We start from the raw sequence: 15,952 nt of genomic DNA, 5'->3' as shown, positions 1-15,952 counted from the left end.
CGTTCGCATGCGAACGGCCCCCGAGCTATACCTGACGTCAGGTCCCGACCGGACAGGTCGGGGGCTCGGGGGCCGGGTAGCTGCCTGGGATTCGCCTGCCGCTCGCGCGGTCTTCGCAGTGAATCCGTCAGCGATTGCGGCTAGCTGACAGCCACCTCACGCGTCCTAGAGTTCATCAACTTCAGACCACCTCCTCTCTCGTGTACTCCCAACGTACGCCCGCGATCGGGAGTCGGCAAAGGGTTTTTTCGCAGTCCGGTCTCCGAGGTCGATCACCTGGTCGGCGTCGGTGTTCTCGGGCAGTTGGTGAGTGACGACGACCACCGTTCGCTCGGCACCGAACAGCCCGTCGTCGGTGGTGAGCAGCTCGCGCAGAATCCGTTCGCCGGAGATTCTGTCGAGATGTTCGGTCGGCTCGTCCAGCAGCACGACGGGCGCGGTGCTCAGCAGTGCGCGTGCGAGAAGGAGTCGACGACGCTCGCCACCCGAGACCGCCTGCGCCCCACCGATCAGTGTCGCGTGAACGCCCTGGGGCAACGCGTCGAGCCACGGTCCGAGACCCACTCGTCGCAATGCCTGCGTTGCCTGGTCTTCGTCCACGTCGCCGCGCACCACTCGCAGGTTCTCCAGAATCGAGGTGTCGAACAGGTGCGCGTCTTCGGCGGACAGCGCTGCATCCGATCCGAATTCGACGGCGAGTGCCCGAAGCATCGTCGTCTTTCCCGATCCACTGGGCCCGATGATTGCGCTCCGCGCATGTGCGCGGAAGTTCGTAGCAGGGGTCGGGCAGGAGTGGAGCCCGCGGAACGACCCGTCCAGGCAGGAGTGGAGCCCGCGGAACGACCCGTTCAGGCTGCCACTCACATGGGGAGCCGCATCGAGCATGGTCATGATTCGGGTGGCCGCGATTCGGCCGCGCATCAGTGCGATTGCCGCTGCGGGCAGAGCTGCGGTCGCCTCGAACGCGGCTAGTGGAACCAACACGATGATCGCGAGCGCCATCGGCGTCATGCCGCCCGCCGTGCCTCCGTCCGGGCCGTACAGCCCGATTCCGATCAGCGACGACCCGATCACCGACGCTCCGATCGCCAGTGGCTGTGCGGCATCGGCGAGTGCCGACGGACGCGCCGCGCGATCTCGCGCAACCACCGAGTCGTGTGCTGCGCCCTCGGCTTCGGCGAGTGTCGCGTCCAGACGACGGGCGACTCGCAGTTCCGCCGCATGGTCGAGTGCGCGGACCGCTGTCTCGGCGAAGCGCACGTCGGCTTCGGCACCGGCTTCCTCGGCGATCCTCGCCGACCGGGCCGCGAGTATCGGTGCACCCACGCCGGCGATCAGCAATGCCACCGCCAGAATCGATGCGGCGGCAGGTGCGATTCCCGCGAGCAGGCCCACGGCCGCGAGCATCATCAGCACGCTCACACAGATGGGAACGACGGCCCGGATGACGACGTCACCGAGAACGTCCACGTCCGCACCGGTGCGCGCCAGAACGTCACCCCGTCGCAGTGCGACCGCGCCGTTCCCGTTCGCCAATCTCTCGTAGATTCTCGTGCGGGCCGCCGTCGTTCCGCGCAGCGCCACATCATGGGTGGTCAAGCGTTCGAGATACCGAAACACCCCGCGCGAGATACCCAGTGCCCGAACGGCTACGACGGCAACCGACAGGTCCAGCACCGGTGGCATCTGCCACGCCCGGGTGATCAACCACGCCGACAGTGCCGCCAGGGCGAGTGCACTGCCCAGCGTCGCCACCCCGGCCAACACGGCCAGTACGACTCTGCGCGGAGACAGCTCCAACAGCGCCAGCGCTCGTCGCAGATCAGACATGCTCGAACTCCCGCTTCGCGGTCGAGTCGCTGCGCACCTCGACGATGCGGTCGGCGGCATGCAGCACCGAACGCCGATGACCGACCATCACCACAGTGACGCCGCGGTCGGCGGCATCTCGAACCGCCTGCAGCACAGTCGCTTCACTCAGCGGATCCAGGTGTGCCGTCGGCTCGTCCAACAGCATCACCGGAGCATCGGACACGAAGGTACGTGTCAGTGCGAGGCGCTGTAGCTCGCCGAGCGAGAGCCCCACCCCACCCTGCCCGACGCGGGTGTCCCAGCCCTCGGGGTGTTCTCGAAGCACCTCGTCGAATCCGGCTGCGCGGCAGGCGAGTTCCAGTGCAGCCGAGTCGGGGATTCCGTGCAGGGTCACGTTGTCGTAGAGCGTGCCCGGCACCAACACCGGCCGCTGCGGGAGCCAGGCCACCTGCGCCCACCACTGTTCGAGATCGAGTTCGGCGATCGGCACTCCCCCGACGCTCACCGCGCCGGTCGACGGCGGAGTCAGGCCCAGGATCGCGTGCAGCGCAGTCGTTTTACCTGCGCCGTTCGGTCCGGTCAGGACCGTGACGGTGCCCGCCCGGCACAGCGCACTCAGCTCCGCTGGTGCCGCTCCGTCCCGACTTGCAACGCCGAGCCCGTCCAGCTCGATGTCGACCGCTGTTGCGTCGGCGGTGCGGCCACCGGTCGGCCGCGCCGTTCGCCGGTCCAACACCCGGAATGCACGATCGGCTGCCTCGACGCCGTCCTCGGCCGCATGAAACTGGGTGCCGACGGCACGCAGTGGAAAGTACACCTCGGGCGCGAGGACGAGCGCGATGATGCCGGCTTCGAGTGTCATCTCGCCGAACACCAGACGCAGCCCGATGCCGACGGCAACCAGCGCTACACACAGCGTCGCGAGCAACTCGAGCACCATCGACGACAGGAACGCAATCTTCAGTGCGCGCATGGTCGTTCGACGATGGGCGTCGCCCAATGCACGAACGCGAGCGGCCGGCCCGTGCTCGCGCCCGAGCGCGCGCAGAGTCGGCAGGCCTGCCAACAGATCGAGCAGTTGCGCAGACAACCTGGTCATCGTGGTGAGCGTGGCGGCCGCCCGGCCCTTGGTCAGCAAGCCGATCAGGATCATGAAGACGGGGATGAGCGGCAGGGTCACGGCGATGATGGCGGCCGACGTCAGATCCTGTGTGAGGATGACGATCAGGACCAACGGGGTGACGATGACGGCCAGCACCAGCGCCGGCAGATAGCCGGTGAGGTACGCCCGTAGTCCGCCGATGGCGCGGGTCACGACGACGGCCAGTTCTTCGCGCTCGGCGTCGAGCTCGCGAGGCTCGAAACGCGTTGCCGTCGTGAGTACTTCGATCTCCAGCTCGGCGACGACCCGCGACGCAGACCGGTGTGCGTAACGAGACTGGGCTCCGGTCGCGAGCACCCGAACCACTGTTGCACCGGCCAGGACGACCAGTTCCGTCGTCCATGCGGACAACGATCTGGCCGACGGGTCGGTGATGACGCCGGCCAGCACGCGTCCGATTGCCAATGCACTCACGATGATGCACAGGGTGACCACGGTCGACAGCGCGACCGTGACGAGCACGTAGCCGCGGGCGGAGCGTGAGTACTTCCACAGTCGCGGATCGACCGGGCCCTTCGGCCGTGTTCGCGCGGTGGTGGGTGCGGTCACGACTTCACCGACAGCCCGATCGAGTCGGGGATCTGGGCGCTCGAAATACGTTGCCGGAAGACCCAATACGTCCACGCCTGGTAGCCGAGGACGACGGGTGCAGCGAAGGCCGCAGCCCACGTCATCACCGTCAACGTGTACGGGCTGGACGACGCGTTGGCGATGGTGAGATCGAAGGCGGCGTCGGTGCTGGACGGCATCACGTTGGGGAACAGGGACGCGAACAGCAGCACGACGACGGCGACGATGGCAACGCAGGTGAAGACGAAGGCCCAGCCTTCACGTACTTTCGCCGTCAGCGCGACGACGAGCAGCAGTGCCACTGCTGCCACCGCGACCAGTACCCACGTCCAGGTTTTCCCGTACGCGAGTTGTGTCCACAGCGCGAAGGCTCCACCGACGAGCACTGCCGGAACCGACAGCCACGCTGCCATTTTCACCGAGTCCTCGTGGACGTCGCCGGAGGTCTTGAGCGCGATGAACACGGCACCGTGCAGTGCGAACACCACGGCCATCGTTACTCCGCCGAGCAGTGCGTACGGGTTGAGAAGGTCGAAGAACCCTGCGGTGACCTTCTTGTTCTCGTCGATCGCGACTCCGCGGACGATGTTGGCGAACGCGACGCCCCACAGCACCGCCGGAACCCACGAGCCGATGCCGATGCCGATGTCGCAGCGACGACGCCACACCGGGTCGTCGATCTTGCCGCGCCATTCGATGGCGCAGATGCGCAGGATGAGCGCCACCAGGATCAACAGCAACGGCAGGTAGAAGCCCGAGAACAACGTGGCGTACCACTCGGGAAACGCCGCGAACAGGGCACCGCCTGCAGTGATGAGCCAGACTTCGTTGCCGTCCCAGACCGGGCCGATGGTGTTGAGAACTGCGCGACGACGCTTCTCCCCCGTCACCGGGTCGGGGTGCCTACCCAGAATGGGCATGAGCATGCCGACGCCGAAGTCGAAGCCTTCGAGCACGAAGTAGCCGACGAAGAAGAAAGCGATGATGAGAAACCAGAATTCGGGCAGTGACATTGCTATCCCCTAGTACGCGAACGAGAGCTGCTTGGGCTCATCGTCTTCCGATTCCGGTGGGTCGACGTGCGGGTGCGCGTCGTGGTCGAGAGGTCCTTCGATGACGTAGCGCCGAAGCAGGTAGAACCAGACACCTCCGAGAGCGGCGTACAGCAGTGTGAACGTCACCAGGGAGGCGACGACGAGGCCGACGGGATGGTCGGAGACCCCTTGGTCGACGGTGAGCCGGATCTGATCGACTCCCGAGAGGTTGGGCGCGACAACCCATGGCTGACGCCCCATTTCGGTGAAGATCCAGCCGGCGCTGTTGGCCAGGAACGGCGTCGGAATGGCCAGTAGTGACAGCCAGGAGAACCACTTCTGGTCGGGAATCCGGCCACCTCGGGTGACCCACAGTCCGGCGACAGCGAGCAACGCAGAGCCTGCGGCCAGGCCGATCATCATCCGGAACGCCCAGTAGGTGACGAACAGGTTGGGCTTGTAGTTGCCCGGTCCGAACTGCTGCTCGTACTGATCCTGTAGTTGGTTGACGCCCTGCACGGTGGCACCGAAGTCGTTCTCCGCCAGGAACGACGTGAGGCCGGGGATCGCGATGAGGTGCACCACGGATTCGCAGTTGTTGTGGGTACCCACGGTCAGGAGCGAGAAGCTGGCTCCGGTTTCGGTGTCGCACAACGATTCTGCGGAGGCCATCTTCATCGGCTGCTGCTCGAACATGAGCTTGCCCTGAATGTCTCCGGTGATGGCGAGCGCCCCACCCGCAACGATCATGACGATGAACGACATGCGCGCTGCCGATCGGAACATCGAGCGCGAGTCGGTGGCTGGTTCATCCAGCTTCTTCTTGCGCGCCTCGCGCACCATCCACCATCCGGAGATGCCTGCGACGAATGTGGCGGCGGTGAGGAATGCGCCTGCGACCGCGTGCGGAAATGCTGCCAGCGCAGTGTTGTTGGTGAGCAGCGCCCAGATGTCGGTCAGCTCGGCGCGGCCGGTTTCTTCGTTGTAGATCGCGCCGACGGGATGCTGCATCCAGGAGTTGGCTGCGATGATGAAGAAGGCCGAGGCGTTGACGCCGATGGCGACGAGCCAAATGGTCGCCAGGTGAACGAGTTTGGGTAGTCTGCTCCATCCGAAGATCCACAAACCGAGGAACGTGGACTCGAGGAAGAACGCGACCAGCCCTTCGAGTGCGAGGGGCGCACCGAACACGTCACCGACGAATCGTGAGTATTCGCTCCAGTTCATTCCGAACTGGAACTCCTGCACTATTCCCGTTGCGACGCCGAGTGCGAAGTTGATGAGGAACAGCTTGCCGAAGAACTTGGTCAGTCGATACCAGGAATCCTTGCCGGTGATCACCCACATGGTCTGCATGGCCGCCACCATCGGCGCGAGGCCGATGGTGAGGGGTACAAGAATGAAGTGATAAACGGTGGTGATACCGAACTGCCACCGCGAGACATCCAACGCGTCCATCGATACTCCGAACTCTTCCACCCGAGCTGTGACGGGCAACACCGCAGGTCAGGGCATTGGCCCTCGACTGATTCGAATGTACTACTACGAGTAGTAGTAGGGAAGAGTCTTTCGACAGGGCCATTGGCCCTCAGAGCATCCGGACGGTCTCCACCGCGAGATCGACCATCTCTGGCACCTCGTCCGCGCGGCTGGGCCGCCCCAGAACGACGCCGTTCATCGATGTCACCCGCGCCGCGAGCGTGACGCTCGAAACGAGCCAAACACCGTCCGCTGCAATGAGATCCGCTGGATACAGATGCCCGTGCTCGCACGTCCAGCCGGCCGCCTCGGCCACCGAGAACAGGGCGGCAACAGTGGTGCCCGCCAGGATGCCCTGCTCGACCGACGGTGTGACGAGAGTCTTACCGCGCGCCACCACCACCGTCGACCGGGGTCCCTCGAGCACTCTGCCCTCGCTGCTGAGGTAGATCACGTCGTCCACGCCCTGGCGGGCAGCGTGGCGCAGCGCGGCCATGTTGGTCGCGTACGACAACGTCTTCGCGCCTGCCAGCTGCCACGGCGCACCGGCGGAGAAGTCGACCGAGTAGCCCCGATCGAGCGTCATCACCGACACCCCGTTCTCCCGGGCGTTGCGCACTCGACCCGGCAGTGGCCCCAGCGTCACGAACGCCGTCGGATCGCCGCCGCCCTCACGACCACGGCTCAGCACCAACCGCAGAACGCCCTCGTCCGTGGACTTCTCCGTCCACAGGCCGACCGACTGCTCGATCACTGCGCGCCAGGCATCCGGATCGGGGACGGGAAGATCCAGGGCCGCCGCCGACACGGCCAGACGCGCCAGGTGCAGCTCGACGCCGCAGGCCGAGCCGTCACGCACCAGCAGCGTCTCGAACGCGCCGTCACCACGCACGGCAGCCAGATCGTCGGCGAACAGCAACGGCCGATCCGCGTCGTGCACTCGGCCGTCCAACGTCACCACTACCGACTCCGACATGCCGCCACCCTAAAGGCTGTGGCCGGGTGCTCCTACTATGGAGTGGTGTCCGATCCTGTGACGATCACCCCGAGTCCTCTTCTCACTCTCCCCGGCGCAGTGCCCTCTCCCGACGACAGCGTCGATGCCGGCGTCGCCTGGCACTACGGCAATCCGTTCGGCGAACAACGCAGTGCCGTCAGCGCAGCCGCCGTCATCGATCGATCCCACCGATTCGTGCTTGCCATCAGCGGCGACGAGCGCTCGAGCTGGCTGAACACGATCTCGAGCCAACTCGTATCGGATCTGCCCGACGGCAGTTCGGCCGAAAACCTCAGCCTGGACGTCAACGGCCGGATCGAGCATCACTTCGTTCAGACCGATCTGGGCGGGGTCACCTACATCGACACCGAACATGCACGGGGACCGGATCTGCTGTCGTTCCTGAAGAAGATGGTCTTCTGGGCCAAGGCCGAACCCAGAGAGGCCGACGAACTCGTCGTTCTCTCCGTCCTCGGATCCGACGCGGCGTCGATCCTCGACAAGGCGGGCCTCCCGGTTCCGAGCGAGATCTACGGCGCGTCGGCAGTGGACGGCGGCGGCTTCGTCCGGCGGATGCCCTGGCCGGGTCCGAACTCGTACGACGTCGTCGTCCCCCGAGCAGGCCTGAGCGACTGGTTCCTTCGCCTCCGCGACGCCGGTGCTGCCCCGGCCGGAACGTGGGCGTACGAGGCGTTGCGGGTGGAATCGGTGCGACCGCGGGTGGGCGTGGACACCGACGAGAAGACCATTCCGCACGAGGTCCGATGGATCGGCAGCGCAGCCGAGTTCGGCGCGGTTCATCTGGAGAAGGGCTGCTATCGCGGGCAGGAGACCGTCTCGCGGGTGCACAACCTCGGTCGACCGCCGCGTCACCTGGTACTCCTGCATCTCGACGGTTCCGCCGACGGACGGCCCGTGACCGGCGACCCCGTCACCGCCGGTGGCCGCGCGGTGGGGCGTCTGGGGACCGTTGTCGACCACTTCGAGCTCGGGCCCGTTGCCCTCGCGCTGGTCAAGAGAACGATTCCGGTGGACACCGCCCTGGAGGCGGGTCCGTGCGCAGCGTCGATCGACCCCGATTCCATCCCCTCGTACGACGACGTTCAGGCCGGCCGCGCGGCCGTCGATCGCCTTCGCGGCCGGTGACCGGGACAGTCTCGGCGGTCTGCGTGGTGCATGCCGACGTCCCGTTCGGGCGGCGCGGCGTCGTCGACAGCGGCATCGACAAGCGCCCCGTGCACGGCCCGGTGGATGTGCACGAGCTCGGCATCGGCGGGGACCACTGTTCCGACACCAAGTTCCACGGTGGTCTCGATCAAGCCGTGTACGCCTACGACGAGGCAGAAGCCCGGTACTGGGCCGATCAGCTGGGTGCGCCCGTCGAGCCAGGACGGTTCGGCGAGAATCTGCGGACCAGCGGCGTCCCGGTGACCGACGCGGTGATCGGCACGCGGTGGCGCATCGGCACGGTGACGCTGGAGGCAACCATCGCACGCAAGCCCTGCGGCACGTTCGCGCGGTGGATGGGCGAGCCGGGGTGGGTTCGCCGATTCACGGCCCAGGGAGATGTGGGTGCTTACTTCCGAGTGCTCGAGCCCGGGGTCTTCGCCGCCGGTGATTCGGTGACGGTCGAATCGGTTCCTCGGCACGCGGTGACGGTGCGGATGCTCTTCGAGGGGCGGGACGCCGCGGCGATGCAGACTCTTCTGGACGAGCCCGGATTGGCACCGAAGGTGTACCGCGACGCGGCGGCGGCGCTGAAATCGTCGCGGAGGCCATGACGCGCAGCACTACTGTTTTCGTGTCGTAGCGCGAAGATAGTTCGCCTGAGCACGGATATGCGCAGGTACAGGCAGCGCGGACCCCTGCCCCGGGCGTGTCGCGCCGCGGGGCCCGGCATCGACACGTGGTGCCGTATGCGCATCGCGGCGATTCGCGCGCTAGAGTGTGTGCCAGGAAGAAATACCAACTCTAACGGGGCCGCCAAATTTCCCCAGGCCGCCCCGCAAGTCCGCGAGGGGGCACCGCCATGGGCCGAGGCAGGGCTAAGGCAAAGCAGACAAAGGTCGCTCGTGAGCTCAAGTACAGCTCGCCGACAACGGACTTGGAGAGTCTGCAAAGAGAGCTCTCCGGTGGTTCGTCCAACTCCCATCGTGGCGGCATCCACTCTGACTCGGATGTGCATTCCCGAGTCGAGGAAGACGAGTACGAGGACTGGCGACGCTAGAAACTGTGCACTGAACGACTGAGGGGGAGCCGCACCGCGGCTCCCCCTCACTTGTTCGTCGTGTGACCGGTCGGTCAGAACCTCGGGTGGTTACCCAGCAGCAGCGCTCGCTCGTCGGCGACGTCCTTGCCCGCAGCCTTCTTGACCGTGCCGAGAGTCCAGCAGTCGATGTGGCGTGCGGTCAGTACCGCCAGAGCACGATCGACGTCCTCGGGGGCGACGATCGCGACCATGCCGACACCCATGTTGAACGTCTGCTCCATCTCTGCGCGCTCGACGCGTCCGCGTTGCGCGATGAGGGAGAAGATCGGGGCCGGGCTCCACGTGGTCCGATCGAGTTCGGCCACGAGGCCCTCGGGCATGACGCGCGAGAGGTTGTTGGCGAGTCCGCCGCCCGTCACGTGGCAGAACGTGCGCACGTCGGTCTCGGCCGCGAGTGCGAGGCAGTCCTTGGCGTAGATCTTCGTCGGCTCGAGCAGTTCTTCGCCGAGTGTGCGGCCGAACTCCTCGACGTGTCCGCCGAGATCCATGTGGTTGATCTCGAGCAGCACCTTGCGAGCGAGCGAGTAGCCGTTGGAATGCAGACCGGACGATCCCATGCCGATGACGACGTCGCCGGGACGCACGCGCTCGGGTCCGAGGATCGAGTCCGCCTCCACGACGCCGATGCCGGTGGCAGAAAGATCGTAGTCACCGTCGGCCATCAGCCCCGGGTGTTCGGCCGTCTCGCCGCCGAGCAGCGCACAACCGGCGATGATGCAGCCTTCGGCGATGCCCTTGACCAGTTCCGCGACCTGCTCGGGTACGACACGGCCGACGGCGATGTAGTCCTGCAGGAACAGCGGCTCGGCTCCGCACACGACCAGATCGTCGACGACCATGGCCACGAGGTCGAGACCCAGGGTGTCGTGCTTGCCGAGGGCCTGGGCGACGGCGACCTTGGTGCCGACTCCGTCGGTCGAGGCAGCCAGGACCGGCTCGCGGTAGTCGCCCTTGAGCGCGAACAGACCGGCGAAACCACCGAGACCGCCCATGACCTCGGGCCTGCTGGCCTTCTTGGCGAGTGGCGCGAACAGTTGAACTGCTCGGTCTCCTGCGGCGATATCGACCCCGGCCGCCGCGTAGGAGGCACCGCCCGAGTGAGTTGCGCTCGTGGGTTGGGATTCCTCGGTCATTCGGCTCCAGCCTGTGTACTCGTTCATGTCAGCGCCCCCAAGCACGCGAACCGTGCGTAGCGGCGCAGATAGCGCCCTAACGGTACCGGAGTGCCCGCTGGCGGGAAGAATTCACGTGTGCAGCCGCTTGCCCGGGATGGCGGCCAACAGCTTCTTCGTGTACTCCTCCTCCGGCGAGCGCAGAATCTTCCACGGCGTGCCCTGCTCGACGACCTGGCCGCCCCGCAGCACCACCACTCGATGTGCGACGCGATCGACCACTGCCAGATCGTGGCTGATGAACAGGCAGGCGAACCCGAACTCCTGCTGCAGCGCCTCGAACAGGTCGAGCACGGCCGCCTGGACCGAGACGTCGAGTGCACTGGTCGGCTCGTCCGCGACCACCAGATCCGGTCCCAGCACCAGTGCCCGCGCCAGGCTGACGCGTTGCCGTTGCCCACCGGACAGCTCGTGCGGGTAACGCTTGTCGGTGCCGGACGGTAGCTGCACGGCGTCGAGCAGCTCGGTGGTCCTGGCCGCGATCGCATCCTTGGTGCCGTACTTGTGCACGATCATCGGCTCGGCGATGCACTGTCCGACGGTGAGCCGCGGGTTCAGCGACGCCGACGGGTCCTGGAAGACGAAGCCGAATCGCTTGCGCAAGGGCTTGAGCTTGCGCTCGCTCACGCCGGCGATGTTCTGTCCCATCACCGTCACGCTGCCGCTGGTCGGCTTCTGGAGCGCTGCAACGCACCTGCCGATCGTCGACTTACCGGAGCCCGATTCGCCCACCAGACCGAGGGTTTCGCCGCGGTGGATGGTCAGCGAGACGTCGTCGACCGCTCGGAATGCCGAGGAGCCGACCCCACCGGAGAACTGCACCACCAGCTGCGAGACCTCGAGTACCGGCTCGCCCGACGTGTCGATGGTCTTGTCCGACTCCACTGCAGCAAGGGTCGGCACCGCGGCCAGCAGCTTTTTGGTGTACTCGTCTTCGGGGGCGTCGAACAGCTGTGCCACCGGCGCTTCCTCGACGACTCGGCCGTTCTGCATGACGACGACGCGGTCCGCCAGATCGGACACGACGCCCATGCTGTGGGTGATCAGCACGATGGCGCACCCGAGCCGGTCTTTCAGATCGCGCAGCAGCTCGAGGATCTCGGCCTGCACCGTGACGTCGAGGGCGGTGGTCGGCTCGTCGGCGATGATGACTTTCGCCTCACACGAGATGGCGATCGCGATCATGACGCGTTGCTTCTGGCCACCGGAGAGCTCGTGTGGGTAGTACGAGAAGCGCTGCTCGGGATTGGGCAGACCCACCATCGTCAGCAACTCGACGGCCCGGGCCTTGGCATCCTTTGCCGACATCCGTCTACCGTCGTCAGGAGTGTGGGCCCGGAGTGCTTCGACGATCTGATACCCGATGGTGAACAGCGGATCGAGAGCACTGCCCGGCTCCTGGAACACCATCGAGATCTTGTTGCCCCGCAGCCTCGCCCACGCCTTGTCGTTCAGCGTGGTGACGTCCTGCCCGCCGAGAACCACGTGCCCGTCGACCCGCGCGGTGTCGGGCAGCAGCCCGATGGCGGAGCGGACACTGACGGACTTACCCGACCCCGACTCCCCCACCACAGCGAGAACTTCACCGGGATAGACCTCGAACGAGACCTCGGTGACGGCATCGACTTCGCCGGCATCGGTGACGAACGAAACGGACAACGACTGCACCGACAATGCGGACTCGCGTGGAGTCACGACACTCGATGTCATACCTTCACCGCCTTCTTGAACTTCTTGCGGGTGCGCAGCAGCGGATTGAGTGTCTCGCTTGCACTTTCACCGACCATGGTCAGACCGAGGACCACCAGCACGATGCCCAGGCCTGGGAACACCGACGTCCACCAGATGCCGTTGGAGATGTCCGGTAGGGCCTTGTTGATGTCGTATCCCCACTCCGAGGCGGAGGTCGGCTCGATCCCGAACCCGAGGAAGCCGAGCCCGGCGAGGGTGAGGATGGCCTCTGCTCCGTTGAGCGTGATGATGACCGGCAGCGTCTGCACCACGTTGGCGAGTATGTGCCGGAACAGAATTCGCGGCGTGCCGGCTCCGGTCACCCGCGCGGCGTCGACGTACGGTTCGGTCTTGACGGCCACCGTCGCGTTGCGGACCACCCGGAAGTACTGGGGCACGAAGATCGCCGTGATGGCAATGGCCGCGGAGGCGATACCGCCGAAACTCGACGACTGACCGCCTGCCACGACGATCGAGATGACCACGGCGAGAAGCAGAGACGGGAATGCGTACATAGCATCCATGAACAGCACGAGCACCCGGTCGAACCAGCGGCCGATGTAACCCGAGGCCAGACCGAGGGGAACGCCGATGATCAGGGACAGCACCAACGACGAGGCGATGACCATCAATGCGGTTCTGGCACCGTAGATCACCCGCGAGAACACGTCCTCACCGCGAACCGAGGTACCGAACCAGTGGTCCGCGGACGGTGCCGCCTGGCGGGCGAAATCCGCACCGGCGTCGCTGGTCTGCGAGAAACCGTACGGCGCGAGAATCGGCGCGAACAGCGCCGCGATCACGAACCCCACCATCAGCGCCAACCCGACGATGAGCGTGACCCGCTGCAATCCCGAGGTGGACTTCACGAACGCGACGCCGGGGAACCCTCTGCGGTGCGGACGGGTGGGAGGGACGTCGGACAGCACGACTTCGGTGCTCATCAGAACCTCACTCTCGGGTCGATCAGGGCGACGATCGCGTCGGTGACGAAGCTGACGACGGCGACCACCACGGCCAGGAACGTCACGATGCCCTGCACTGCAACGAAATCGCGGGCCTGCAGATAACGGGCGAGTTCGTAGCCCAGTCCTTGCCACTCGAAGGTCGTCTCGGTGAGTACCGCACCGCCGAGGAGGACGGCGATCTGCAGTCCGATGACGGTGACGATGGGAATCATGGCGTTACGGAACGCATGTCGCCTCGTCACCGTGCCCTCGCTCAACCCGCGCGCGCGGGCGGCGTCGACGAACGGTGCCTGCAACGTCTGAATCAGGTTGACTCGCACCAATCGCAGGAACACACCGGCCGTCAGCAGGCCGAGCGCAAGAGCGGGCAGAACCGCGTGTTCGAGCACGTCGACGGCGTAACCCGTGTCGCCGTACAGGAACGAGTCGATGATCAGAATGTTCGTCTTCGGGGAGACGTTCTGCAGTGCCAGTTCGACATTGGTACTGGCCCGCCCGGCGACCGGCAGCCAGCCAAGCTTGACGGCGAACAGCAGCTTGAGCAGCATGCCGACGAAGAACACCGGGGCCGCGTACGCCAGGATCGCGAAGATTCGCAGCGACGCGTCACCGAACCGGTCGCGATGGGTGGCGGCGTAGAACCCGAGCGGGATGCCGACCGCGAACGCGACGAGCAGCGCCCAGAACGCCAATTCCAGTGTGGCAGCACCGTTGACGAGCAGGACGTCACTGATCGCGCGATTGTCGGTGGCGGAGCGGCCGAAGTCGCCGCGCAACAATCCGGTGAGGTACTCCCAGTACTGCGTCAGGATCGGCCGGTCGTATCCGGCCTCGGCCTTGCGCTGGGCGATCTGTTCGGCGGGTAGTCGACCGCCGAGGGCGGCGGTGATCGGGTCACCGATCACACGCATGAGAAAGAAGACGACGGTGACGAGAATCCAGGCAGTCGGGATGATCAGCAGGAACCTGATCCCGAGATAGCGGGCGAGCGCGCCGTATCGTGACGGCGCGCTCGCCTGCTGCGCTTTCTTCTCCCCTACCGGCGTCTGTGCGGTAGCGGGCACCGGTCAGCTCTTGGCGAGAGTGACGAAGCGGAACTTGAACGAGGCGTCGAGGGTCTCGTCCACACCGCTGATCTCATCGGTGGCGACGGCGATCTGCTTGCCCTCCAACAGCGGAAGGGTCGGCAGGTAGTTGGTCGCGAGCTCGGTCTGAATCTGTCCGATGATCTGCATCCGTGCGTTCTCGTCGGCCGTCGTGCGCTCGAGGTCGAGCAGTGACGTGATCTCCGGGTTCTCGAAATGCGACTGGAGGAAGTTGTCCGGTCCGAAGAACGGCGTCAGGTAGTTGTCTGCATCGGGGTAGTCCGGGAACCAGCCGAGCTGGTACACCGGGTACGCGTCGGCGACACGTTCCTTGGTGTACGTGCTCCACTCGGTGGACTGCAGGTTCACATTGAACAAGCCCGTCGCGTCGAGCTGGCTCTTGATCGCGGCGTACTCCTCGCTCGAACTCGAGCCGTAGTGATCCGGGTTGTACTGCAGGTTGAGTTGGATCGGAGTGGCGACGCCTGCAGCGGAAAGGAATCCGGCAGCCTCGTCTTTGTTCGGTGTCTCACCGTAGACGTCGGAGAAGGCCTTGTTGGAACCTTCCAGACCGGTCGGCACCACGGAGTACAGCGGGGTGTAGGTGCCCTTGTAGACGCCGTCGGAGAGCGCCTGGCGATCGACCGAGGCAGCAATTGCCTTGCGTACGGCCAACTTCTGCTCGGGGGTGTTGCCGGGCATCGTGTTCATGTTGAAGACCATGTAGCGGGACTCGCCGCCGGGGCCCTCGTGCACCGTCAGGCCGTCGACGGCTCCCAGCGATTCGACGTCGGTCGGGGTGAGGGAACGCCATGCCACATCGATGGCCTTGTTCTGCACATCGAGCTTGAGGTTGTCGGAGCTGGTGTAGTACTTCACGTTGACCGACGACGTCTTCGGGGTGCCGAGAATGCCGTTGTAGTCACCGTTGGCCACGAAGCTGACGAGTGAGTTCTTGCCATAGCTGGAGATGGAGTACGGGCCGGCGAACGGCTTGCCCGCAACCACTGCGTCGTCGTCGAGCACCTTGTCGGCCGGGAACACCGTCTGGTCGACGATCGGGCCCGCAGGTGTCGCGAGGATCTGCGGGAAGGTCTGATCGTTGGCCGCTTTGAGGGTGAACTCGACGGTCTTCTCGTCCGGTGTCGCGATGCTGTCGAGATTGGTCAGCAGCGACGCCGGACCGTTCGGATCGTTGATCGCGACGATGCGGTCGAACGAGAACTTGACGCTCTCGCTCGTCAGCGGATTGCCGTTGGCGAACTTCAGGTCGTCCTTGAGCGTGCACTTGTAGACGGTCGGCTCCGCGAAGTCGCAGCTCTCGGCCGCATCGGGCTCGAGCTCGGAGCTACCGGGAGCGAAGTTCATCAGGAAGGGATACGTCTGGTTCATCACCATGAACGATCCGTTGTCGTACGAGCCGGCCGGGTCGAGCGAGGTGACCTGGTCCGTGGTGCCGACCGTGATGGTCTCGCCGCCGCCGTCGCCGGATCCACCGGCGTCGGTGCGTCCCGAGCCGCACGCTGCGGCGGTCAGTGCGAGTACCGACAGTGCGGCCACTGCGGCGGTCTTCTTGCCGTGCTTACGCACAGCCGTTCGTGATGCGGCGCTGTAGCGCTGCATGCGTCCGTCGTCGGGCGACAGGGTCATCTGAGCCTCTATCCAATCGGTGT

Annotated in this window: 13 protein-coding genes; 3 read left to right on the top strand and 10 right to left on the bottom strand. The window is 65.6% G+C overall.

Features of this window, described 5'->3' with window-relative positions:
* Positions 1 to 165 precede the first annotated feature (165 nt).
* From cydC to K414_RS0110175, 5 genes are all read right to left on the bottom strand, one after another.
* Positions 166 to 1,830, bottom strand: a complete 1,665-nt coding sequence (gene cydC, locus K414_RS0110195) for a thiol reductant ABC exporter subunit CydC (protein ID WP_027495858.1) — start codon at positions 1,828 to 1,830, stop codon at positions 166 to 168.
* Positions 1,823 to 3,523 (bottom strand): thiol reductant ABC exporter subunit CydD, encoded by a 1,701-nt coding sequence (gene cydD / locus K414_RS0110190; protein WP_027495857.1) that lies wholly within the window; start codon positions 3,521 to 3,523, stop codon positions 1,823 to 1,825. Before cydD ends, cydC begins: the two co-directional genes overlap by 8 nt.
* Positions 3,520 to 4,557 (bottom strand): cytochrome d ubiquinol oxidase subunit II, encoded by a 1,038-nt coding sequence (gene cydB / locus K414_RS0110185; RefSeq protein WP_027495856.1) that lies wholly within the window; start codon positions 4,555 to 4,557, stop codon positions 3,520 to 3,522. The genes cydD and cydB overlap by 4 nt, the downstream gene beginning before the upstream one ends.
* Before the next feature lie 9 nt (positions 4,558 to 4,566).
* On the bottom strand, positions 4,567 to 6,036 hold the full coding sequence (locus K414_RS0110180) for a cytochrome ubiquinol oxidase subunit I (protein ID WP_027495855.1): 1,470 nt from the start codon (positions 6,034 to 6,036) through the stop codon (positions 4,567 to 4,569).
* A 130-nt stretch (positions 6,037 to 6,166) separates the two neighbouring features.
* On the bottom strand, positions 6,167 to 7,033 hold the full coding sequence (locus K414_RS0110175; protein ID WP_027495854.1) for an aminodeoxychorismate lyase: 867 nt from the start codon (positions 7,031 to 7,033) through the stop codon (positions 6,167 to 6,169).
* A gap of 45 nt (positions 7,034 to 7,078) precedes the next feature.
* On the opposite strand from K414_RS0110175, the gene K414_RS0110170 reads away from it, so the two are divergent.
* The 3 genes from K414_RS0110170 to K414_RS28530 all read left to right on the top strand — a co-directional run bounded on the left by K414_RS0110170 (position 7,079) and on the right by K414_RS28530 (position 9,281).
* Positions 7,079 to 8,200 (top strand): folate-binding protein YgfZ, encoded by a 1,122-nt coding sequence (locus K414_RS0110170; protein ID WP_027495853.1) that lies wholly within the window; start codon positions 7,079 to 7,081, stop codon positions 8,198 to 8,200.
* Positions 8,197 to 8,835 carry an MOSC domain-containing protein gene (locus K414_RS0110165; RefSeq protein WP_027495852.1) on the top strand — a complete coding sequence of 213 codons (639 nt, stop codon included), beginning with the start codon at positions 8,197 to 8,199 and terminating at the stop codon, positions 8,833 to 8,835. The genes K414_RS0110170 and K414_RS0110165 overlap by 4 nt, the downstream gene beginning before the upstream one ends.
* 248 nt (positions 8,836 to 9,083) lie before the next feature.
* Complete coding sequence (locus tag K414_RS28530; protein ID WP_072692062.1) at positions 9,084 to 9,281, top strand: DUF3073 domain-containing protein; 198 nt, start codon at positions 9,084 to 9,086, stop codon at positions 9,279 to 9,281.
* 74 nt (positions 9,282 to 9,355) lie between these two features.
* Here the strand turns inward: K414_RS28530 and purM are convergent, their stop codons facing one another.
* The 5 genes from purM to K414_RS0110140 all read right to left on the bottom strand — a co-directional run bounded on the left by purM (position 9,356) and on the right by K414_RS0110140 (position 15,929).
* Positions 9,356 to 10,456, bottom strand: a complete 1,101-nt coding sequence (gene purM / locus K414_RS0110160; RefSeq protein ID WP_027495851.1) for a phosphoribosylformylglycinamidine cyclo-ligase — start codon at positions 10,454 to 10,456, stop codon at positions 9,356 to 9,358.
* Between the two features lie 111 nt (positions 10,457 to 10,567).
* The gene (locus K414_RS29765; RefSeq protein WP_027495850.1) at positions 10,568 to 12,205 is read right to left on the bottom strand and encodes an ABC transporter ATP-binding protein; all 1,638 of its coding nucleotides are present in this window, start codon (positions 12,203 to 12,205) and stop codon (positions 10,568 to 10,570) included.
* Positions 12,202 to 13,170: an ABC transporter permease gene (locus tag K414_RS0110150; protein ID WP_032367489.1), complete on the bottom strand. Its 969-nt coding sequence runs from the start codon at positions 13,168 to 13,170 to the stop codon at positions 12,202 to 12,204. Before K414_RS0110150 ends, K414_RS29765 begins: the two co-directional genes overlap by 4 nt.
* Positions 13,170 to 14,165, bottom strand: coding sequence for an ABC transporter permease (locus tag K414_RS0110145; protein ID WP_027495848.1), 996 nt, complete (start codon positions 14,163 to 14,165; stop codon positions 13,170 to 13,172). Before K414_RS0110145 ends, K414_RS0110150 begins: the two co-directional genes overlap by 1 nt.
* 96 nt (positions 14,166 to 14,261) lie before the next feature.
* A complete protein-coding gene (locus tag K414_RS0110140) occupies positions 14,262 to 15,929 on the bottom strand; it encodes an ABC transporter substrate-binding protein (protein ID WP_230591139.1) in 1,668 nt (555 codons plus the stop codon).
* Positions 15,930 to 15,952 lie beyond the last annotated feature (23 nt).

Origin of the sequence: Rhodococcus sp. JG-3 (assembly GCF_000482405.1) — a bacterium.
GTDB classification, from domain to species: domain Bacteria; phylum Actinomycetota; class Actinomycetes; order Mycobacteriales; family Mycobacteriaceae; genus Rhodococcoides; species Rhodococcoides fascians.
The sequence above is the reverse complement of the archived record's forward strand: the minus strand, read 5'-3'. Positions and strand labels throughout refer to the sequence as shown.

Bases quoted from the DNA above. Each gene is read 5' to 3' on its own strand.
- K414_RS0110150 (WP_032367489.1), bottom strand. From the start codon at position 13,170: ATGAGCACCGAAGTCGTGCTGTCCGACGTCCCTCCCACCCGTCCGCAC.
- cydC (WP_027495858.1), bottom strand. From the start codon at position 1,830: ATGTCTGATCTGCGACGAGCGCTGGCGCTGTTGGAGCTGTCTCCGCGC.
- K414_RS28530 (WP_072692062.1), top strand. From the start codon at position 9,084: ATGGGCCGAGGCAGGGCTAAGGCAAAGCAGACAAAGGTCGCTCGTGAG.
- K414_RS0110140 (WP_230591139.1), bottom strand. From the start codon at position 15,929: ATGACCCTGTCGCCCGACGACGGACGCATGCAGCGCTACAGCGCCGCA.
- K414_RS0110180 (WP_027495855.1), bottom strand. From the start codon at position 6,036: ATGGACGCGTTGGATGTCTCGCGGTGGCAGTTCGGTATCACCACCGTT.
- K414_RS29765 (WP_027495850.1), bottom strand. From the start codon at position 12,205: ATGACATCGAGTGTCGTGACTCCACGCGAGTCCGCATTGTCGGTGCAG.
- purM (WP_027495851.1), bottom strand. From the start codon at position 10,456: ATGACCGAGGAATCCCAACCCACGAGCGCAACTCACTCGGGCGGTGCC.
- cydB (WP_027495856.1), bottom strand. From the start codon at position 4,557: ATGTCACTGCCCGAATTCTGGTTTCTCATCATCGCTTTCTTCTTCGTC.
- K414_RS0110175 (WP_027495854.1), bottom strand. From the start codon at position 7,033: ATGTCGGAGTCGGTAGTGGTGACGTTGGACGGCCGAGTGCACGACGCG.